The following is a 20,447-nucleotide window of genomic DNA, read 5'->3' on the forward strand; positions in this document are numbered from 1 at the left end:
AGACTAACGGCGTAGCGGCGTCGGTTTCCCAGCCTCCACAGGCTGTGTGGAATCAAGGTGCGCCCAGACGATCAGCCGATGACTGTGCCCCCACTCCGGGTCGCACGTGGTCAGCGTGAGATAGCGGCCCGGACGCGTATACCCGGACTTACGCGGCACAGGATCGATCACCTCAATATCGGAGGGCACGGTTTTGTACGGGCCTTTGTCGATCCGATACGTGAACCAGGTCGTCCCGTCGGTCAGCACCACCGCGTCACCCTCGCGCAGCTGGGGAAAGTCCTTGAACGGGTCGCCGTACGTACGGCGGTGCCCCGCGACGGCGAAGTTCCCGGGCTGCCCGAGCTGGGCCGTCCCCCTGTAGTGACCCAGCCCCTTCTTGAGAACGTCGGTGCCGGTGCCTTCGAGCAGAGGCTTGTTCCACGTGAAACCAAGCCGTGGGATGTACATCACAGCAAAAGGCTTGCCATACGTGTACGGGGCGGGCGGCTCCGGAGCCGCCACCGGTGCCTCACCCTGCCCAGGGCCCGGGCTCGGACTCTCCCCGGAGCCCGGGCTTTGGGGAGGGGAGGCGGCCGGCGACCGCACGCTCCCCTTCGACCACTGTTCCTGGAGCTGGTCGATCTGCCGGTCCATCGCGCTCTCGGCCTTCACGCCCGTCCAGAACAGCACATAGACCACGAAGAGCACGATCAAAGTACCGACAGTGATGCACAGTTCACTGATCGTCCTGACGACCACTCGCACCGACACAGGGTCCCCCAGCGGCAGCAACAGCTAATCAGGCACCACTCCGAGCCGCCCCGAGCTACTCCACGGGCTTCGCGTAGTGGAGATCCACTGTGCCCGAGTAGCCGGGAAGAGTCACCGCCCCGTCCTCCTCGACTTTCCAGCCGAGCCCGTAGACGTTGACGTACACCATGTAGTTCTGGATCGCGGGGGAGGCGGCCAGCGCGTCCTGAAGCGTGTCCGGGTCACCGATTGCGGTGATCTTGTACGGGGGCGAGTAGACGCGGCCTTGCAGGATCAGGGTGTTGCCGACGCAGCGGACGGCGCTCGTGGAGATCAGCCGCTGGTCCATCACTTTGATGCCCTGCGCCCCGCCCTCCCACATGGCGTTCACGACCGCCTGAAGGTCCTGCTGGTGGATCACCAGGTAGTCGGGCTGCGGCTCGGGATAGCCGGGCAGCTTGGCCGTGGCGTTCGGCGGGGCGTCATTGAGCGTGACCGTGACGGCCTCACCCTTGAGCTTCTGGGTACCCGCGTTCTTCTCCAGTGCCGCGAGCTTGGCGTCCTCGGCGGCCGTGCTGCCGTCCTCCCGCCCGGCCAGCGCGTCGACGTCATCGCGCAGCACACCGTTGGACTTATCCAGCGAGGCGTTCTTGTGGCTGCGCTCCTCGATCAGGTCGGAAAGCTTGAGCAAAGAGGCGTCCGTGCGGATGTTGGTGCCCTTGGCCGTGTTGAAACTCGTGAAGAAAATGAGGCCCGCGAGGGCGAAAACGGCGGCCGTTAGTACGCGAACGGGCCGGAAACGGCGCTTACCGGCAGGGCTGGAACCCGTACCGGGGGAGTCGGCAGAATTGCTCAACGTACCCTTATCTCCTTCGGCGCCGCGGAAGCACTACGCTAACGGACGCCCGGGGGAGCACTCAGTGTCCCCTTGTACGCTGCCCCGGAGCCCGCCCCAGTTCCCTGCGCGGCCACGCAGCGCATCGACAGGAGAGACCCTCGTGCCGAAGTCACGTATCCGCAAGAAGGCCGACTACACGCCGCCCGCGGCGAAGCAGGCGACCAACATCAAGCTGACCAGCCGCGGCTGGGTCGCACCGGTCATGCTGGCCATGTTCCTCATCGGCCTGGCCTGGATCGTCGTCTTCTACGTCACGGACGGCTCGCTGCCCGTTGACGGCCTGGACAACTGGAACATCGTGGTCGGCTTCGGCTTCATCGCCGCAGGCTTCGGCGTCTCCACCCAGTGGAAGTAGCTCCAGGAAAGTAGCCGTGAGGCAGCTCTGCGGTCGCCATGCGGCAACTCTGCGGCAGCTCTGCCCAGGGCTATCCACTGAGTTATCCACAGCAGTTATCCACAGGTGGAAAAGAAAGAAGATCTGTGGATAACTAATCCGGGGTTGACGCCGGTGTGACAGACCTACCGGAATCCGGAAGCTTGTTCGCCCCCTGCCTGACCTGGGGAAACCCAGTTCAGTGACAGGGGGCACAGCTGTTCCCGCACAATGTGCACAAGATCCGCCACGGTCTGTGGACAACACCGGTTTTTCAGGTGAGCTGAACGGTCCTGACCAGCGTCGCAACCACCACAGCGACCAGCACCAGGGCGCACACCCCGTACTGGATCAGGGCCCTCCGCTCACGCGGCGCGTGAACCATGGCGTAGCCGACGACGACTCCGCCGACGAGCCCGCCGATATGGGCCTGCCAGGCGATGTTGCTCCACCCGAAGGTGAAGATCAGGTTGATCACCAGCAGGGCGATGACCGGACGCATGTCGTACCTGCGCCGGCGCATGAGGACGGCGGTCGCGCCGAAGAGACCGAAGATGGCGCCGGAGGCGCCGAGCGAAGGCTGGTTCGGCGCGGCGATGAGATACGTGAGCGCGCTGCCCGCGAGGCCTGAGACGAAGTACAGGGCGAGGTAGCGGGCGCGGCCGAGGGCGGCCTCCAGGGGGCCGCCGATCCACCACAGGCTGAGCATGTTGAACATGATGTGGATGTAGCTGCCGTGCAGGAACATGGCTGTCACCAGCCGGTACCACTGGCCTTCCGCGACTCCTTGCAGCCGTCCGGAGAGCCAGGCCTGCCCGAAGAGGTCGAAGCTGTCGGTGAAGCGATCGCCCAAGGACAGCTGGACCAGGAAGGCGGCGAGGTTGATGCCGATCAGGACTTTGGTGGTGAGTCTGGGGTCCGCGGTGACCGTGCCGCCCGCGAGGGTACGGGGCTGGGTGGCCGTCGGGGAGTGTCCGGTGCCGGAGCCGCCGCGGATGCACTCGGGGCACTGGAAGCCGACGGAGGCGCTGACCATGCAGTCGGGGCAGATCGGTCGCTCGCAGCGGGTGCAGCGGATGCCCGTCTCGCGGTCCGGATGCCGGTAGCAGGTGGGCAGGCTCCGCGTGTCCTGCGGTTCCTGATCCCCGGGGCCCTGTGGGCCCTGGGGGCTGCCTGGCGCCTGGTCCATGGGGTCCCCTCACTCGGTCGTACGCAATGCACCGCCCCGTCCATCCATACGGATGAACGGGGCGTTTGGTTCCCTGCGGGAGCGTACGGGACTCTGCCGCGCGCGGGCGATACCTAGGGGCTCAGTACCTGGGGGCTCAGTCCTCGATGCTCAGCTCAGCTCTGGGGGCTCGACCCTCAGGTCCCTCAGGTCCCTGAGGTCCCTGAGGTCTCTGGGGTCAGCCGGGGGGTCAGGCTCCGCGGGTTTCGACGACGACCGATTCGATGACGACGTCGTTGACGGGACGGTCGGTGCGCGGGTTGGTCTTGGCGCCGGCGATGGCGTCCACGACCTTCTGGCTGGCCGGGTCGGTGACCTCGCCGAAGATGGTGTGCTTGCGGGTCAGCCAGGCCGTCGGGGAGACGGTGATGAAGAACTGCGAGCCGTTGGTGGCCGGGCCGGCGTTGGCCATGGCCAGCAGGTAGGGCTTGTCGAAGGCGAGGTCCGGGTGGAACTCGTCCTCGAACTGGTAGCCGGGGCCGCCGGTGCCGTTGCCCAGGGGATCGCCGCCCTGAATCATGAATCCGCTGATCACCCGGTGGAAGACCGTGCCGTCGTAGAGGTTGTCCGTGGACTTCTCCCCCGTCTCCGGATTGACCCACTCGCGCTGGCCCGTGGCGAGTTCGACGAAGTTCCGGACCGTCTTGGGCGCGTGGTTCGGCAGGAGCCGGACTTCGATGTCGCCGTTGTTGGTCTTCAGGGTGGCGTAAAGCTGCTCAGCCACGATCTGCCTTCCGTTGCCTTCTCTTGACCCTCCGATCCTCGCACGGACGGGGACGCGCGTCGCCCGGCCGCCACCTCTGGGCGAGTTCGGGGTGTCGGCCTTGCAGAAATCCGGCCCAGTCCTCTCCGTACCGGGGCGCTGCACGGCGATCCGTGGCATTGTCGACGACAAGCTCCCGTTGCCCCGTATTAATGCGCTATTGCAGTTGATCGACACGTGAGCGGCTCTCGCTCTGAGTTCGCCCGGAGTCCGCCCATGACCCGGATGCCCGTCCTCACATGCCCCGGTCCCGTCGGGCGGGCATGATCCGGATAGGGGTGGAAAGGTGAACTGTGTGTCTTTGGGGGTACTCAGAACCCCCGACGTACGCCACCGAGGAGGAGGAAACCCGTGACCCGCATCGACAGCGTGCGCGCCGCGAGCGGCTCGGCGAAGGACAGCGTGCTGCACGCCGCGGAAGTGGTGGCGCCTTACGCCGACACGGCCAAGGACAAGGCATCGCACTATGCGCATGAGGCGCGTGTGCGTCTCGCGCCGAAGGTGTCGCAGGCCGCAGACCAGGCCCGCGTGCAGTACGACGTTCATCTCGCCCCGCGCGTAGAGCAGGCGCGTACGCATGTGCCGCCCAAGGTCGACCGGGCGGCCCATGATGCCGCCGTCCGTACCCGTAAGGCGGCTCGCCAGGCTGCCGACTATTCCAAGCCGAGGATCGAGCAGGCGGTTGCTGCGGCGCAGCCTGTTCGTGAGGAAGCCGCGTCGCGTGGTGTGGCTGCGCTGGCCGCGCTGCGCGGTCAGGTCTCGCCGAAGGAGATCCAGAAGCTGGTCCGTAAGCAGGAGCGGCGGGCGCGAGCCGGCCGTGTTGCCAAGGGGCTGGCCGTCTTGGGGATTCTGGCGGGCGGTGCCTTTGTGGCTTGGAAGTGGTGGGACAAGCAGGCCAACCCCGACTGGCTGGTCGAGCCGCCTGCCGCGACGGAGGTGCCCGAGCCGGGTCACCTGACGTCGGTCGACGGCACCGGGCAGTCCGGCCTGGATCCCGAGGTCGAGGCCAAGGAGGCCGAGGAGGAAGCGGCGGGACGTGAGGACCGTCCGTGATCTCTGTGTCTGAGTTCTGATTTCGATCTCAATATCGCTGTGGGGCAGAAGGCTTGCGGGCCTTCTGCCCCACAGCGATGTTTCACGTGGAACCTGCTCGGGTCTCGCCTGTGGGCGACGATGTTTCACGTGGAACCGGCGGGCGGGCGGCGTCGAGAGCCCGTGGCAGTCCGGCCGTCTCGCCGAATGAGGGAACCCGGACCGTATCTGCCGACATGAGGCCGGGCCGCGTCCATTGCTGTGCACAAAGCCCCTCCGCTCTGCGTTTCCGCAGTTCGGAGGGGCTTTTGGGTGTGGAGCCTAGGGGAGTCGAACCCCTGACATCTGCCATGCAAAGACAGCGCTCTACCAACTGAGCTAAGGCCCCGGAAGTGGAACGTCCGGCCGAAAGAACCCCTTCCGACTGGCGCCGGAGACCAGAGTACCGGGTCACCCCCGGGATCTCGCAAAAAGATTGGGGGTCCCCGTGGACGACCACTCTCCGTAAGATGCTCGACGTGGTTCGCTACAGCGAACCGCGGTTTTTGGGGAAGCGATGGGGAGACGCGAATGGACGCCGCACAGCAGGAAGCAACCGCGAGAGCCCGGGAGCTGCAGCGGAACTGGTACGGGGAGCCGTTGGGGGCGCTCTTCCGTAGGCTCATAGACGATCTGGGGCTCAACCAGGCGCGTCTTGCCGGGGTGCTGGGCCTGTCCGCACCCATGTTGTCGCAGCTGATGAGTGGTCAGCGCGCCAAGATCGGCAATCCGGCCGTGGTGCAGCGTGTGCAGCTGTTGCAGGACCTGGCGGGGCAGGTCGTGGACGGCAGTGTCAGCGCCGCTGAGGCAACTGAGCGTATGGACGAGATCAAGAAGTCGCAGGGGGGCTCGGTGCTCAGCAACACCACACAATCCACCAGCAGTTCAGGGGCACCCACGGTCAAGCGGGTGGTGCGTGAGATCCAGTCTCTGCTGCGCTCGGTGGCAGCTGCGGGGGACATCATCGACGCGGCGGACACTCTCGCCCCGACCCACCCGGAACTGGCAGAGTTCCTCCGGGTGTACGGCGCCGGCCGCACCTCTGACGCGGTCGCTCACTACCAGTCGCACCAGAGCTGAGCCGAAGCCCGGCCGCCGCTTGCCGGGCGCCTGAAGGCTCGCGAGGTCTCCGGACGCCGCGCGTCACGTCAGGCAGCCGGGCGCCTCATCGGGGTTCACGCGGCCGGGAACCTCTGTGAAGTACCGGACGGCCGGGACTTCACAGAGGTCCAGGCGTCCGTGCACATCGGAAGAGGTCACCGGACAGACCGCCGCAGGGGGGCGACGCACGACATGGGTGAGGTTTTCGCAGGCCGGTACGAACTGGTCGACCCGATCGGGCGTGGGGGAGTCGGTGCCGTCTGGCGCGCCTGGGATCACCGGCGGCGCCGGTATGTGGCCGCCAAGGTGCTGCAGCAGAGCGACGCGCATGCGCTGCTGCGCTTCGTGCGTGAGCAGGCGATGCGCATCGATCATCCGCATGTCCTCGCTCCTGCCAGTTGGGCCGCCGACGACGACAAGGTCCTGTTCACGATGGACCTGGTCGCCGGGGGCTCGCTGGTCCATCTGGTCGCGGACTACGGTCCCTTGCCACCTCCGTTCGTCTGCACCCTGCTCGACCAGCTTCTGTCCGGGCTTACGGCCGTGCACGCCGAGGGGGTCGTGCACCGGGACATCAAGCCTGCCAACGTGCTGCTGGAGGCGACCGGCAAAGCTCGGCCAAGGCTGCGGCTGTCCGACTTCGGCATCGCGATGCGGTTGGGCGAGCCACGGCTGACGGAGACCAACTATGTGGTGGGGACGCCCGGTTACTTCGCTCCCGAGCAGATGCTGGGCGCCGAGCCGGACTTTCCCGCGGATCTGTTCGCCGTGGGTCTGGTCGCCCTGTATCTGCTGGAGGGCGCCAAGCCGGATGCCAAGGCGCTGATCGAGTACTTCGCGGAGAACGGCACGCCGACGGCTCCGCGGGGCATCCCCGAACCGCTGTGGCAGGTCGTGGCCACGTTGGTACAGCCCGATCCGCAGGCGCGGTTCCGCACCGCCACGGGGGCGCGCAAGGCGCTCGCCTCGGCTGCCGAGCTGCTCCCGGAGCCCGGCCCCGACGACGAGTTGATCGACGTATTCGACCAACTCGGGCCGCTCCCGGAGGGGTTCGGCCCAGAGGGTCCCCTCGGGGGCACGCCGGGAGTGCGCGCGGGCGACGGATCGCACCGGCCGGGATCCACCTCCGCAGCGGCACAACTCGGTCTGAGTGGGGGGCCGTTGGGGGCCGAGGCCGTGTCCGGGCTTACTCCTGGTTCTGAGGGTGGCTCTGGCTATGGAGCCGGCCGAGGCGCTGCACGTGGCGCTGCACGTGGAGGAGCTCGTACCGGGGCCGGCACTGGCTCCCACCATCGGTCTGAGGCCGGCACCGGGGCTGAGGCTGGAGCGGAGGCAGGGACTGGGCTCGGGCCGGTTCCTGGCGCTGACACCGGGTCCAGCTCCGGGTCCGGGCCCTGGCAACCGGGCTCGGGCCACAGCCACAGTCGTGGTCAGGCCTCCGGCGCCGAGGCTGGGGCAGACGGTGGGACGGAGTTTGAGACTGGGCTCCGCCCCGTTCCTAGCTCCGGGTCCGGGTCCGGGTCCGGGTCCGGGTCCGACTCCGGCTCCGGCTCCGACTCCGGGTCCGGCTCCGGCTCCGACTCCGGCTCCGGGCAACCGAACTCGGCCCAAGTTCCCAGCCCATGGCAGCTCGGCTCGGGCTCCCCGCCCCAGAGCCCCGTCTCCGGTGCGACATGGCCAAGGTCCGCCTCCGACGGCGTACGCCCCGAGTCCACCGACGATGGCGGACGGCCGGGGTCTGCCCCCAGCAACGTACGACCGAATCCCCCTGCCAGTGATGGTGCCGCACCCCCGCACCCCGCGTCCGTCCCCGTGCCGGCGCCCGTGCCCCCACAGCCCTCCACGATGTCGGACACCGGGAGCTTCCACCTGCCCCCACCCCGGGCAGCCGTCCCCCACGCCCAGCCCCAGCACGGGCCGCACCAGCCTCAGCCCCACCAGGCATGGCACGAGACACAGCGATACCCCACCCCCCATCAACAGCCGCACCACTCGCCGCCGCACCCGCCCGAGCAGCCGCCCACTCCCCCCACCGCGGTCGCGCTCCCGGTCCCAACTCCCCCCTGCGCTCAGCCTTTCGAGCCCACGCCCACGCCTACGCCCGCACATGTGCCCTCCCCCCATGGGCCTGTCTCCCCGTCCGCCGCGATGCCGCAGCACGCGTACGCCTCTACTGGTTCATACACCGCTCGGTCCCCGCAGGTTCCGCCTCGGGCGAGTGCATTTTCGGAGGGTGGCGCGGGCCGGGCGCAGCAGCGCTCGGGACCTCCCGCGATGGTGGCCGTACCGGTGCTGCTTCTCGCGCTGGTCTGCTTCGCGGTGGGTTTCTGGGCGTTGACCCAGGTCTGAAAGGGACCGTCCAGGACGGCGTCTCGCTGCCGGTTCGCCGGTCCTACCGGTGGCGTGGCGCCCGATGGGCCCTCGAAGTCGACGGCTGCGGAGCCGGGACCGTGTCCGCGTCCTCGGGCACCCGCCCCGCCCGCCGCGCGACCACGGCCCACAGGCCGAGCGCCAGCACCAGGACGCTCCCCGTGCCGATCCCACCCGCGGCGACCAGCTTCATCGTGCCGCTATCGCTACCGCTACTGCTGCCGCCACGTTCACCTTCGTCCCCGGCCGCGCCCTCAAGAGCCCCTGACGGAACGTCGAACGCGCCCCGGGGCTGGGCCTGCCCAGCGTACGACGGCCCCGCCTGCGCGGTGCCGTCCACCCGCACACGCAGTGTCAACCCGAACGGCCCGTCGCTGAACTTATCGGCGACCTGCTCGGCGAGATGGACCACGAGGTAGTACGAGCCGGCGAATCGCATGCCGCTCACGCGGTTGTTGGGGGCGTAGCGGTTTTCGTAGGCGACCGGAGGCAGCGGATCCAGCGCGGCTGAACGCTGGCTGCCGTCGTATCCGGAACTCTCGTCGTCGACGAAGCCACGTACGGGGTTGTACAGGGACACGGCCAGGGCCGTACCCAGATAGCCGTCGCCGCCGGTCGAGCTGCCCAGTTCGGCGGTGGTGTAGAGCTGTTGTCCCCAGCCGACGGGCACCTTGTAGAAGAGCGTCTGTCCAGGGGCGATCGCGTCCTGCCAGACTCCCTGTTCAAGGCCGGTTGCCTGGGTGAAGCCCGCACCGCCTCTGCGGGACTCGGGGTCGCCCGTGAGGGCGTCCGGCGACGCGGAGTTCCACGTCTCGGGTGCACTCGTCGAAGCGGCCTTCCTCAGGCTGGGCTCCGACATATAGGTGAGTTCCAGGTCCCAGTCGCCGGAGGAGGAACCCGTCGTACCGCTGCGCTCGACGACGACGTAGTACGTCCCCGCTGTCTGGCAGGCGTACTGGTCGCTGCCGCTCTCCCGCGACGCCCAGGCGGCGATGGGGTGGGAACTCTGGGTGGCACCGAAGTGGGTGGTCCCGGAGAAGGAGCAGTTGCGGCTGTTGCCGTCCTGCACGGACACCTTGACGCCGTCCCCATAGGTGACCGCTTCGCCCGCCCTGGGGATGGCGGTGGCGGAGACGTACGCGTTGGAAGTGACATCGAGTTCGAGACGGTAGTAGAGCTTGCCATCCTTTCCTATGGAGCTCTTGTATGCCTTTCCTGGCTCCAGGCGTACGGAGTTGGTGGTGTCCGCGGTGCCTTCGACCGGGGTGGCGTCCTCGGCGAACGCGTACGGCTTCGGCGTACCGGAGGCTGCCACCTGCATATCGGAGGCTGCCACCTGCGTACCGGAGGCTGCCACCTGCGTACCGGAAGTGGCCACCTGCCTGCCGGAGGCGGCCGTTGCCTGCCCGGGCAGTGCGATCGTCGTGCACAGTGCCGCTGCCACGACCGTCGTCGCCGTACTGGCCGCGAACGCCCGGCCGTGCCACGACATCACGCGCCACCGCGCCCTGCGCCGCCCCATCGCGCGCCACCCCTCGTTGGAGGCCCATCCGCAGGCCCCATCCACAGGCCCTCGTGGGCCCCTATCCCTGGGCCCCTATCTGTAGGCCCTCTCCACAGGCATGCCCTTTCGCGTGCCTGTCAGCATGTCCATGGCCCAGCTCGTAGGCGTATGCGCAGCCGTACGCACCACAGCCGTGGCCGCCCTCGATCGTGGCCCATCCTGCCCCGACCGCCACCTCGCTACCCGTGCTATCCGGACGAGCGGCCGAAAGTGCCCTCTACGTAGTGCTCGAGTTCCTCATCGCAATTCAATCGTTTGCTCTTGTGAATTGAGAGCCCCTGGGCAACACAAAACCCCGACCGCGAGGCGGCCGGGGTCTGCTCTGAGACTGTCGTCTCGACTGTTTTCGCTACTCACGAACCCGTGGGCACGGAGTCAGTCGCCTCCGTCCACAGATCCTGCTCGGCGCGATCCGCCTGGATCTGGCGGTACACGAGGAGCCCGCCGATGGCGGCCAGTGCGACCAGGAGGAGCTTCTTCACCGCGCGACCTCGTCTTTCCTTGACGTAGGGGACCTCTGGCGCCCGACTATACACACCGACCGATATCGATCGGTGACCTGCGTCGATGGCCAACTCGCCGCCGGCACAGCGCATTAGAGGCCAGGAATACCGCTCCGATCAAAGGGTGATCGCCCCCCTTCGGAAGGTGACTGCGTCCGCCTCGGCTCTCCCCTCCCCGGATTTCGAGCCTCATGCACCCGTCCGAGTGCTGTTCATCGGAAGATCGACACGCCACGGGCGTCGGTCCAGCACTTCACGGCCTCTATACACATCATGAGGAAAGTACGCAAATCACCCAACCCGAAAGTGAGGGACCATGGCCAGGAACCAGGTCATGAAGCTGTGGACCGCCATCGTGACGCTCCTTCTCTCCCTGTGCACGGCGGCCGGATTCATCACGACGACCGCAGCCGCGGCAGTACCGCAGTCAGCACCCGTCCGCAACGCCGGAGCCCCGGCCGTGACGGTCCCGGCGGCGCCCCTCGGGTCCGGAGCACAAGATCGGGGCCTGCCTCCGACGATGAAGCAGCGCATCCGGGCAGAAGCCCACGGCTCGTCCCCCTCCTGCCGTCACCGCCCACCCCTGGACGCAACCGAGCCCGACTGGACCGACCTCTCGGCCGCAACAGGCACGACGACGGGAACCGGATCCACGAGCGCGGTCGACTGCGCCACCGGCGCTCGATGACCGACAGGCGCCATTCCGTACGTCAGAGGGCATCAGCAGATCCACCGGAACTTTGTGGCGCGAGTTCACCAGGCAGTTCGGCGCGCGTGCTGCAGAAGTGGAACAGTGCCGCCTCGGCGGTGGCCGACGCACCCAGGTCGATCGTGAGGATCTCCTGCAGTTCCCGGAACAGCGATGGGGAGAAAGTGGACACAAATCACCGAAGTCGTAGCTGTGCCGGTGACCTTCAGACCGCGCGACTGAGCCGGAGCATCGCCTCGGCGTTCTTGACCAGGTCACGCTGCCTGGACTCGGGCAGCTGCCGGTAGAGCCGCAGCAACTGCGCTTCTCGTTCGTCGCCACTGGGACCGGGTACAGGCCGTCCGACGGAGGCGAAGAACTCCCGCAGCGTGGTCTTCACACCCCAGCGACGGAACACCTCCACCATCGCCCGCAGTTTCTCGGGGTCGATGCGGGACGTACCACGGGTCCGGTTCACCCACGCGTTGAGCGTCGGGTACGAGATACCGGCCTGCTCGGCCAGATCCTTCTGCGTCCGGCCCTGCGCTTGGTCAAGAAGACGTTCCAGTAGGGCAGCCAGATCTTCACCGTCGTAGGCGAAGTCCTCACCGGAGCCGAGATCACCGGATGAATAAGGGAACTTAGTCACGTTTTCGACCATCGACCGACAACATACACATGCGCAAGTAGATCGCAGATCGACGTCCGGCATTCCGGGACAGGAGTCATTCCACGCTGCCCGCGTACTACGAGGCACGCCTGAGGGCCTGAGTCTTCGGTCCACACGAGTTCTTCACTCATCCCCCCGAGCACGCCACGGGTGACAGCTGCCGCCGTACGCGTTCCACGCCTTGAAAATCTACATCTACATGAAGATTGAATATAGGCGACGAGGCCGCCTCCCGAAGCAACCCCTTGGTCCACGCGAACCCTTGGTCCGACGATCCATGTCGGCGCGTGCCGTCACCAAGGAGTGCGCGTATGCCCCTGCTGCCGGTGGCCCCCCCTCCGGAGCGGTGCTCGCTCCCCGACGTGGCAGCGCACTTGCTCCCGTGCCCGCGTACGACCATGCAGGCACCGTCGCCGGCCCCACAGCGCCCAGCATCACGAGCCGGACAAGCGGCGCGCCCGACGGACCGAGTTGCCGTCGGCGCCACTCACAGGGGCCGACCCTTCGCGCGGGCCACCAGCGGAGTACGCAAGCGGGAGGCGCCCAACGACGCGTCCCAGCCCGCCAACGCCCGTGCAGCACGCGGCTACCGGCGTACGAGATCGACAGTGCGCTCCGCCAGCCGGCGCGCGGCGAGCAACTCACGGGAAGCAACCGCAACGCTCGCCGAACCGTTGGAAGATCACTCATCGGCCGATCGCAGCCGTAGATGCAGAAGACCCCCAGGCATGATCGCCTGGGGGTCTTCTGGCTGGTGGGGCTAACAGGATTTGAACCTGTGGCCTCATCCTTATCAGGGATGCGCTCTAACCAACTGAGCTATAGCCCCGCCGCGCTTTGCGGTGTACGTCCCGCGCGCTGACCTCTGAAGATTAGCGCACGACGCGGCCAGTCCCAAAATCGATAGTCGGCGGACGTTTGAGAGGCCGCCGGCTCGTGCTTACTCGTCCTCGGCCAGCGTCAGCTCGACGCCGCCGACGAAGCCTGCGGAGAGGTTGTAGATGAACGCGCCGAGCGTGCCGAGCGCGGTGGCGAGGACGACGTCGATGACCGCGATGACCGACGTGAACATCAGGACGTGCGGCAGGGAGAGGAACGACTGCAGGTCGAAGCCGTTCGACTCGTTCGACCCCGTTGCCTCGGAGATGGTGCCGCCGACCGTCGAGAAGACGCCCATCGCGTCCATGACCATCCACAGCACCGCGGCCGCGACGATCGTGCAGATACCGAGGGCGATGGAAAGCAGGAAGCTGACCTTCATCACCGACCAAGGGTCTGCCTTGGCGACCCGCAGCCGTGCCTTGCGCGTCCGCGGCGTCGTGCGAGCGCCGGTGCGCGGTCGGCGGACCGCGCCCGAGGGCGCCTGAGCCGGGTACGCCTGCGGCGGGTGGTACGGCTGTGCGGGCTGCGACGGCTGCCGCTCCCCCGGCAGCGGCGAACCGGGCAATGGTGAACCCGCCAGGGGCGATCCTGGCAGCGGTGAGCCCGGCAGGGGCGAACCCTGCTGCGGCGGCCCCGCCACCGGCGAACCAGGTGCCGGCGGCGCTGCTGCCGGGGCCTCCCCGCCCATGTAACTCTGGGCCTGCGGGCCTCGGGTGTCCGTCACAGTTCCCCCCTGGGATCCATGAGAGTCATGGGAGTCAGTCGCATCTGTGGCGGGGCCACGGCCGCCGTCCGTTTCCGTACCGGTCGATCCGGCGCCCGTGGCTCCGCTCACGATGACTCACTCCTCGCGCTACTCGGCCGAGGACGGCTCGCCCTCTTCCGTACCGACTGCCTCGACGCCTTCGGCGGTCTCGTCCACGGCGTCATCGCCGTCGACTTCCTCCGCCTCGCGTCCGGCCTCGGCGTTACGAGCGATACCGACGACGGCATCGCGCTTGCCCAGATTGATCAGTTGAACGCCCATGGTGTCACGGCCCGTCTCCCTGACCTCGTTGACTCGCGTACGAATCACACCACCGGACAGCGTGATGGCGAGAATCTCATCGGTCTCCTCGACCACCAACGCGCCCACCAGAGAACCACGGTCCTCGACGATCTTGGCGGCCTTGATGCCCAGGCCACCGCGACCCTGGACGCGGTAATCGTCGACGTTGGTCCGCTTCGCGTACCCACCGTCTGTGGCAGTGAACACGAACGTACCGGGTCGAACAACATTCATCGAGAGCAGCTGGTCTCCCTCGCGGAAGCTCATGCCCTTGACGCCCGAGGTGGCACGGCCCATGGGTCGCAGCGCGTCATCCGTCGCCGTGAACCTGATCGATTGGGCCTTCTTGCTGATCAGAAGCAGATCATCTTCGGCCGAAACAAGCTCGGCTCCGATCAGTTCGTCGTCGGAACCGTCCTCCGTTTCGCGGAGATTGATCGCGATGACGCCGCCCGAACGCGGGGAATCGTAATCCTTGAGAGGCGTCTTCTTCACCAGACCACCCTTGGTGGCCAGGATCAGATAGGGCGCCGCTTCGTAGTCACGGACCGCGAGGATCTGGGCGATCTGCTCGTCCGGCTGGAAGGCCAGCAGGTTGGCGACGTGCTGGCCGCGCGCGTCACGGCCGGCGTCCGGAAGCTCGTACGCCTTCGCTCGGTAGACGCGGCCCTTGTTGGTGAAGAACAGCAGCCAGTGGTGCGTCGTCGACACGAAGAAGTGGTCGACGATGTCGTCCTGCTTCAGCTTCGCGCCGCGTACGCCCTTGCCGCCGCGCTTCTGCGAGCGGTAGTCCTCGGTCTTGGTGCGCTTGATGTAGCCGCCGCGCGTGATGGTGACGACGATGTCCTCTTCGGCGATCAGGTCCTCCATGGACATGTCGCCGTCGAAGGGGATCAGCTTGGAACGGCGGTCGTCACCGAACTTGTCGACGATCGCGGTCAGTTCCTCGCTGATGATCTGCCGCTGCCGGACCGGCGAGGCGAGAATCGCGTTGTACTCGGTAATCTTCGCCTGGAGTTCGTCGTGCTCCTGGACGATCTTCTGGCGCTCCAGAGCGGCCAGTCGGCGCAGCTGCATCTCGAGAATCGCGTTCGCCTGGATCTCGTCGATCTCCAGGAGGCCCATCAGGCCCTCACGCGCGATCTCCACGGTGTCGCTGCGCCGGATCAGCGCAATGACCTCGTCGATGGCGTCCAGGGCCTTCAGGAGGCCACGCAGGATGTGCGCGCGCTCCTCGGCCTTGCGTAGCCGGAACCTCGTACGGCGGACGATGACCTCGATCTGGTGCGTCACCCAGTGGCGGATGAACGCGTCGAGCGACAGCGTGCGCGGGACGCCGTCGACCAGCGCCAGCATGTTGGCGCTGAAGTTCGACTGCAGATCGGTGTGCTTGTAGAGGTTGTTCAGTACGACCTTGGCGACCGCGTCCCGCTTGAGGACGATGACCAGGCGCTGGCCCGTGCGCGAGGAGGTCTCGTCGCGGACGTCGGCGATGCCGCCGACCTTGCCGTCCTTCACGAGGTCGGCGATCTTCTGCGCGAGGTTGTCCGGGTTGACCTGGTAGGGGAGTTCGGTGACCACCAGACACTGGCGGTTCTGGATCTCCTCGACCTCGATGACCGCGCGCATCGTGATGGAGCCACGACCCGTGCGGTACGCCTCCTCGATGCCTTTTCGGCCCACCACCAGAGCGCCACTGGGGAAATCGGGGCCCTTGATGCGCTCGATCAGGGCGTCCAGGAGCTCCTCGTGGGAGGCCTCGGGGTTCTCCAGGTACCACTGGGCGCCTGCCGCGACCTCGCGGAGGTTGTGCGGCGGGATGTTGGTCGCCATGCCGACCGCGATGCCCGCCGAGCCGTTGATCAGCAGGTTCGGGAAGCGGGCCGGCAGGACGGTCGGCTCCTGGGAGCGGCCGTCGTAGTTGTCCGTGAAGTCGACGGTGTCCTCGTCGATGTCACGGACCATCTCCATGGACAGCGGCATCAGCTTGCACTCGGTGTACCGCATGGCGGCGGCCGGGTCGTTGCCCGGGGAACCGAAGTTGCCGTTGGAGTCCACGAGCGGCATGCGCATCGACCACGGCTGCGCGAGGCGGACCAGCGCGTCGTAGATCGAGGAGTCGCCGTGCGGGTGGTAGTTGCCCATGACGTCGCCGACGACGCGAGCGCACTTGTAGAAGCCCTTCTCGGGCCGGTAGCCGCCGTCGTACATGGCGTACAGGACGCGGCGGTGGACGGGCTTGAGACCGTCCCGTACGTCGGGCAGCGCGCGCGACACGATGACGGACATCGCGTAGTCGAGGTAGGAGCGCTGCATCTCGGTCTCGAGCCCGACGGGCTCGACGCGCAGCACGAAGCCCTCGCCCTCGGGGGTCTCCGGAGTGTTCTCGTCGGTCATTGCTGGTCAAGATCCTTTCTGGTGCGGTCAGCTGAGACCGACTCAGATGTCGAGGAAGCGGACGTCCTTGGCGTTGCGCTGGATGAACGCGCGGCGCGCCTCCACGTCCTCGCCCATGAGGACCGAGAACAGGTCGTCGGCCTGGGCGGCGTCGTCGAGGGTGACCTGGCCGAGGACACGGTGCTCCTGGTCCATGGTCGTGATGCGCAGCTCCTCGGCGTTCATCTCGCCGAGACCCTTGAAGCGCTGGACCGAGTCCTCGCGGATGCGCTTGCCGGCCTGCTTGCCCAGCTCGATCAGCGCGTCGCGCTCACGGTCGGAGTAGGCGTACTCGAAGTCCTCGCGGCCCCACTTGATCTTGTAGAGCGGCGGACGCGAGAGGAACACGTGCCCGGCCTCGACCAGCGGCCGCATGAAGCGGAACAGGAACGTCAGCAGCAGGGTGTTGATGTGCTGGCCGTCGACGTCGGCGTCCGCCATCAGGATGATCTTGTGATAGCGGAGCTTCTCGATGTCGAAGTCCTCGTGGACTCCGGTGCCGAAGGCCGAGATCAGCGCCTGGATCTCCTGGTTCTGCAAGATCTTGTCGATCCGCGACTTCTCGACGTTGAGGATCTTGCCTCGGATCGGAAGGATCGCCTGGTACTGCGGGTTGCGGCCGGACTTGGCCGAGCCACCGGCGGAGTCACCCTCGACGATGAAGATCTCGCACTTGGTGGGGTCGTTCGACTGGCAGTCGGAGAGCTTGCCCGGCAAGGACGCCGACTCGAGCAGGCCCTTGCGGCGGGTGAGGTCACGCGCCTTGCGGGCCGCCACGCGCGCGGTGGCCGCCTGGATGGACTTGCGGATGATGTCCGAAGCCTCGTTCGGGTTGCGGTCCAGCCAGTCCGTCAGACGCTCGTGCACGACCTTCTGTACGAAGGTCTTCGCCTCGGTGTTGCCCAGCTTGGTCTTGGTCTGGCCCTCGAACTGCGGCTCGCCGAGCTTGACCGAGATGATCGCGGTCAGACCCTCGCGGATGTCGTCACCCGTGAGGTTGTCGTCCTTCTCGCGCAGCAGCTTCTTGTCGCGCGCGTACCGGTTGATCAGACCGGTCAGAGCGGCCCGGAAGCCCTCTTCGTGGGTGCCGCCCTCGTGCGTGTGGATGGTGTTGGCGAAGGAGTACACACCCTCGCTGTAGCCGCTGTTCCACTGCATCGCGACCTCGAGGGAGAGCAGGCGCTCCTTGTCCTCGGCCTCGATGTCGATCACGGTGTCGTGGACGACCTCTCCCTTGCGGGAGTTCAGGTACTTCACGAAGTCGACGATGCCGCCCGCGTAGTGGTACGTGACGGTCTTGACCTCGGCGATCTCGTCCGCCCCGGCCTCGTCCGCGCCGACCGTGGCCTTCGCCGACTCGCGCTCATCAGTGAGTTTGATGGTCAAACCCTTGTTGAGGAACGCCATCTCCTGGAGGCGCCGCGACAGCGTCTCGAAGGAGTAGTCGGTGGTCTCGAAGATGTCCGGGTCGGCCCAGAAGGTGACCGTCGTACCGGTCTCCTCGGTCTCTTCGTTGCGCGCCAGCGGTGCCGTGGGGACGCCCAGCTTGTAGTCCTGCGTCCAGCGGTAGCCGTCGGTCTTGACCTCGACGGCGACCTTCGTGGACAGCGCGTTGACGACGGAGACGCCCACGCCGTGCAGACCGCCGGAGACCGCGTAGCCGCCGCCGCCGAACTTGCCGCCCGCGTGCAGCACGGTCAGCACGACCTCGACGGCGGGCTTGCCCTCGGACGGGACGATGCCCACCGGGATGCCGCGGCCGTTGTCGATGACTCGCACGCCGCCGTCGGCCAGGATCGTCACGTCGATGGTGTCCGCGTGACCGGCCAGCGCCTCGTCGACGGAGTTGTCCACGACCTCCTGCACCAGGTGGTGCAGGCCTCGCTCACCGGTCGAGCCGATGTACATACCGGGTCGCTTGCGGACCGCGTCCAGACCCTCGAGGACGGTGATGGCGTTGGCGTCGTACGAGGCGGCGACCTCCCCGTTCGAGGAGACTGCCGCGCCGTTCGCGCCGGCGTCGGTGGACGGGATGTTCTCGTTGGGGTTGCCGGAATCGGCCACGAAGCGCCCTTTCTGGCACAGCACAAGCCGAACTCCTGGCGGGTGGCCGGAGCGGCTGCGGCGTGTTGCGTTGGTAAGCCTTAGTCAGCGTTGCTCGGTGTGTCCCACAAGTGGGGCGGGATTAGCTTCCAGTCTACCGGTAGCGCCGACAGTGATGGGGGTTTGCCGGTACCTGAGTCCGCATGTGCCGCCCTGAACCGGTCTCGGCCGACTCCCCATATGCGGACCCGGGCCCAAAGAGGCTTACAGCGGCACTCAGCGCTTCCGGGTGTCAACCCTTGGCTACTGCCGAGTCAGGTCGGCGTTCGCAACCGCACCCGGTCAACCGTTACCGACGGTTCCGGCCTGTGCCGATCACCCGTAGGTATCGCCGGGACCCTTGCTCCCAGGGGCGCGCAGGGGGCCGAAGCGACGGGGGGGACCCCCGGGTCCCTGCACCTTGATCAGGCGCACCGAGCCGTGCCCCAGGTCCTCATTCAGCCGCGCGACCAACTGCGGGGCGCGGAGCCTGATTTCGGTCGCCCACGCCGTTGAGTCGCAACGGACAGTCAGCTCCCGCGCTTCCTCGTCATATCGCTCCGGCTTGCAGTGCGTGGCGATCGCGTCGCCGACGATCTCGGGCCAGCGCCCCATCACACCGCCCACCGCCGCCGGCGTCTCCCAGCCGCGCTCGGTCAGCAGCCGGTTGATGGCAGCACCGAGGGCCATGGGGTCGCGCCCGTCCGCGCCCGCGCCGGAACGCAGCCCGCCGCCGCGCCGCGCCTGCTTCTTCTGCTGCGCGGCGTCCCCACGCGCGCGTGCCTGCTCTTTCGCGGCGCGCAGGGCCACGCGCGCGAGGTCGACGCCGGACGGCTCGGGCACCTTGGGTGCCGCTCCCGGGTCGGGTGTGTTCTCCGTCATACGCGTTCCACCTCGCCCTCGGACACGGAGTACCGCGTCCCCGCCAGTACGCCGGGTACGTCGTCGTCGACCGCGGCGGTCACCAGGACCTGCTCGCCCGGAGCGACGAGTTCCGCGAGCCGCTCTCGCCTGCGGGTGTCCAGTTCGGCGAAAACATCGTCCAGAACCAGCACCGGTTCGTTGCCCTCGGACCTGAGCAGGTCGTACGAGGCCAGGCGCAGCGCCAGCGCGTACGACCAGGACTCGCCGTGTGACGCATATCCCTTCGCGGGGAGCTGGCCGAGCTTGAGCAGCAGTTCGTCCCGGTGGGGGCCCACCAGGGTGACGCCCCGCTCGATCTCCTGCTTGCGGGACTCCAGGAGGGCGGCCATCAGCTGCTCGTACAGCTCCTCGCGCGCGTGGCCGACGATTTCGGGCGACGAGGGCTTGTACTCCAGTGCGATCGGGCCGCCGCCGGGCGCGAGCTGCTCGTACGCCTTGTCGGACAGAGGCTGGATCGCGGAGACCAGGTCGAGCCGCTGGGCGAGCAGCTCAGCGCCCACGCGCGCGAGGTGCTGGTCCCAGACGTCGAGGGTGGACAGGTCCATGGTGCGGCCGCCGTGCCGCCGGGCCAGTGCGGCCGACTTCAGGAGCGTGTTGCGCTGCCTGAGGACCCGGTCGTAGTCGGAGCGGACGCCCGCCATTCGCGGGGAGCGGGCGGTGATCAGCTCGTCGAGGAAGCGGCGCCGCTCGCCGGGGTCGCCCTTGACCAGGGCGAGATCCTCGGGGGCGAACAGCACGGTCCGTACGATGCCGAGCACATCACGGGGTCTGACTTGCGACGACCTGTTGATGCGGGCGCGATTCGCCTTGCCGGGGTTCAGCTCGAGCTCGATGAGCTGCTGGCGCTCGCCCTGGCGGACATTGGCCCGGATGATCGCGCGGTCGGCGCCCATGCGCACCAGCGGGGCGTCGGAGGAGACGCGGTGGCTGCCGAGGGTCGCGAGGTAGCCGACCGCTTCGACCAGGTTCGTCTTGCCCTGCCCATTGGGGCCCACGAACGCGGTGACGCCCGGGTCGAGCGGGACCTCGACCCGGGCGTAGGAACGGAAGTCGGCCAGCGACAGATGCGTGACGTGCATGGTCGTTCGCCGACCTCCCCCAGGTTGTGGATCCG

18 protein-coding genes and 2 tRNA genes are annotated in these 20,447 nt (G+C 67.5%); 5 read left to right on the forward strand and 15 right to left on the reverse strand.

The window, feature by feature from the left end; genetic code table 11:
- Positions 1–3: 3 nt before the first annotated feature.
- Both ACFVKT_RS12595 and ACFVKT_RS12600 read right to left on the reverse strand, forming a co-directional pair.
- A complete protein-coding gene (locus ACFVKT_RS12595; RefSeq protein WP_385730529.1) occupies positions 4–747 on the reverse strand; it encodes a class E sortase in 744 nt (247 codons plus the stop codon).
- 61 nt (positions 748–808) lie between these two features.
- The gene (locus ACFVKT_RS12600; RefSeq protein WP_385730531.1) at positions 809–1,588 is read right to left on the reverse strand and encodes a DUF881 domain-containing protein; all 780 of its coding nucleotides are present in this window, start codon (positions 1,586–1,588) and stop codon (positions 809–811) included.
- A 142-nt stretch (positions 1,589–1,730) separates the two neighbouring features.
- On the opposite strand from ACFVKT_RS12600, the gene crgA reads away from it, so the two are divergent.
- The gene (crgA, locus tag ACFVKT_RS12605; protein WP_365445402.1) at positions 1,731–1,985 is read left to right on the forward strand and encodes a cell division protein CrgA; all 255 of its coding nucleotides are present in this window, start codon (positions 1,731–1,733) and stop codon (positions 1,983–1,985) included.
- 292 nt (positions 1,986–2,277) lie between these two features.
- Here crgA and ACFVKT_RS12610 read toward each other — a convergent pair whose 3' ends face one another.
- The gene (locus ACFVKT_RS12610) at positions 2,278–3,192 is read right to left on the reverse strand and encodes a rhomboid family intramembrane serine protease (RefSeq protein ID WP_385730533.1); all 915 of its coding nucleotides are present in this window, start codon (positions 3,190–3,192) and stop codon (positions 2,278–2,280) included.
- A 229-nt stretch (positions 3,193–3,421) separates the two neighbouring features.
- The gene (locus ACFVKT_RS12615; RefSeq protein WP_385730535.1) at positions 3,422–3,955 is read right to left on the reverse strand and encodes a peptidylprolyl isomerase; all 534 of its coding nucleotides are present in this window, start codon (positions 3,953–3,955) and stop codon (positions 3,422–3,424) included.
- Positions 3,956–4,345: 390 nt separating this feature from the next.
- On the opposite strand from ACFVKT_RS12615, the gene ACFVKT_RS12620 reads away from it, so the two are divergent.
- Positions 4,346–5,047 (forward strand): DUF5324 family protein, encoded by a 702-nt coding sequence (locus ACFVKT_RS12620; RefSeq protein ID WP_385730537.1) that lies wholly within the window; start codon positions 4,346–4,348, stop codon positions 5,045–5,047.
- A gap of 294 nt (positions 5,048–5,341) precedes the next feature.
- Here ACFVKT_RS12620 and ACFVKT_RS12625 read toward each other — a convergent pair.
- Positions 5,342–5,414 (reverse strand) — tRNA-Ala (locus ACFVKT_RS12625).
- 182 nt (positions 5,415–5,596) lie between these two features.
- On the opposite strand from ACFVKT_RS12625, the gene ACFVKT_RS12630 reads away from it, so the two are divergent.
- Together ACFVKT_RS12630 and ACFVKT_RS12635 are read left to right on the forward strand one after the other, a co-directional pair.
- Entirely contained in the window at positions 5,597–6,145 is a 549-nt protein-coding gene (locus tag ACFVKT_RS12630) for a DNA-binding protein (protein WP_266458338.1), read from the forward strand.
- A 213-nt stretch (positions 6,146–6,358) separates the two neighbouring features.
- On the forward strand, positions 6,359–8,515 hold the full coding sequence (locus tag ACFVKT_RS12635) for a protein kinase (protein ID WP_385730539.1): 2,157 nt from the start codon (positions 6,359–6,361) through the stop codon (positions 8,513–8,515).
- 43 nt (positions 8,516–8,558) lie between these two features.
- On the opposite strand, the gene ACFVKT_RS12640 is transcribed toward ACFVKT_RS12635, so the two are convergent.
- Entirely contained in the window at positions 8,559–10,028 is a 1,470-nt protein-coding gene (locus ACFVKT_RS12640) for a hypothetical protein (RefSeq protein ID WP_385730541.1), read from the reverse strand.
- 425 nt (positions 10,029–10,453) lie between these two features.
- The gene (locus tag ACFVKT_RS12645) at positions 10,454–10,582 is read right to left on the reverse strand and encodes a DLW-39 family protein (RefSeq protein WP_003999697.1); all 129 of its coding nucleotides are present in this window, start codon (positions 10,580–10,582) and stop codon (positions 10,454–10,456) included.
- Positions 10,583–10,919: 337 nt separating this feature from the next.
- Between ACFVKT_RS12645 and ACFVKT_RS12650 the strand changes: the two genes are divergently transcribed.
- Positions 10,920–11,291 (forward strand): DUF6344 domain-containing protein, encoded by a 372-nt coding sequence (locus ACFVKT_RS12650; protein WP_385730543.1) that lies wholly within the window; start codon positions 10,920–10,922, stop codon positions 11,289–11,291.
- A gap of 22 nt (positions 11,292–11,313) precedes the next feature.
- Here the strand turns inward: ACFVKT_RS12650 and ACFVKT_RS12655 are convergent, their stop codons facing one another.
- The 8 genes from ACFVKT_RS12655 to recF all read right to left on the reverse strand — a co-directional run bounded on the left by ACFVKT_RS12655 (position 11,314) and on the right by recF (position 20,412).
- Positions 11,314–11,484, reverse strand: coding sequence for a hypothetical protein (locus tag ACFVKT_RS12655; RefSeq protein WP_385730545.1), 171 nt, complete (start codon positions 11,482–11,484; stop codon positions 11,314–11,316).
- Between the two features lie 33 nt (positions 11,485–11,517).
- Entirely contained in the window at positions 11,518–11,940 is a 423-nt protein-coding gene (locus ACFVKT_RS12660; RefSeq protein ID WP_385730547.1) for a helix-turn-helix domain-containing protein, read from the reverse strand.
- Positions 11,941–12,713: 773 nt separating this feature from the next.
- Positions 12,714–12,790, reverse strand: a tRNA-Ile gene (locus tag ACFVKT_RS12665).
- Positions 12,791–12,901: 111 nt separating this feature from the next.
- Entirely contained in the window at positions 12,902–13,678 is a 777-nt protein-coding gene (locus ACFVKT_RS12670) for a DUF3566 domain-containing protein (protein WP_385730549.1), read from the reverse strand.
- Between the two features lie 18 nt (positions 13,679–13,696).
- Positions 13,697–16,288: a DNA gyrase subunit A gene (gene gyrA / locus ACFVKT_RS12675; protein WP_385730551.1), complete on the reverse strand. Its 2,592-nt coding sequence runs from the start codon at positions 16,286–16,288 to the stop codon at positions 13,697–13,699.
- A gap of 42 nt (positions 16,289–16,330) precedes the next feature.
- Entirely contained in the window at positions 16,331–18,415 is a 2,085-nt protein-coding gene (gene gyrB, locus ACFVKT_RS12680; RefSeq protein ID WP_385730553.1) for a DNA topoisomerase (ATP-hydrolyzing) subunit B, read from the reverse strand.
- Positions 18,416–18,745: 330 nt separating this feature from the next.
- Positions 18,746–19,291: a DUF721 domain-containing protein gene (locus tag ACFVKT_RS12685; protein ID WP_385730555.1), complete on the reverse strand. Its 546-nt coding sequence runs from the start codon at positions 19,289–19,291 to the stop codon at positions 18,746–18,748.
- Complete coding sequence (recF, locus tag ACFVKT_RS12690) at positions 19,288–20,412, reverse strand: DNA replication/repair protein RecF (protein ID WP_365445438.1); 1,125 nt, start codon at positions 20,410–20,412, stop codon at positions 19,288–19,290. The genes ACFVKT_RS12685 and recF overlap by 4 nt, the downstream gene beginning before the upstream one ends.
- Between the last annotated feature and the right edge of the window lie 35 nt (positions 20,413–20,447).

The sequence above is a fragment of the Streptomyces sp. NPDC127595 genome, from assembly GCF_042671685.1.
GTDB lineage: Bacteria > Actinomycetota > Actinomycetes > Streptomycetales > Streptomycetaceae > Streptomyces.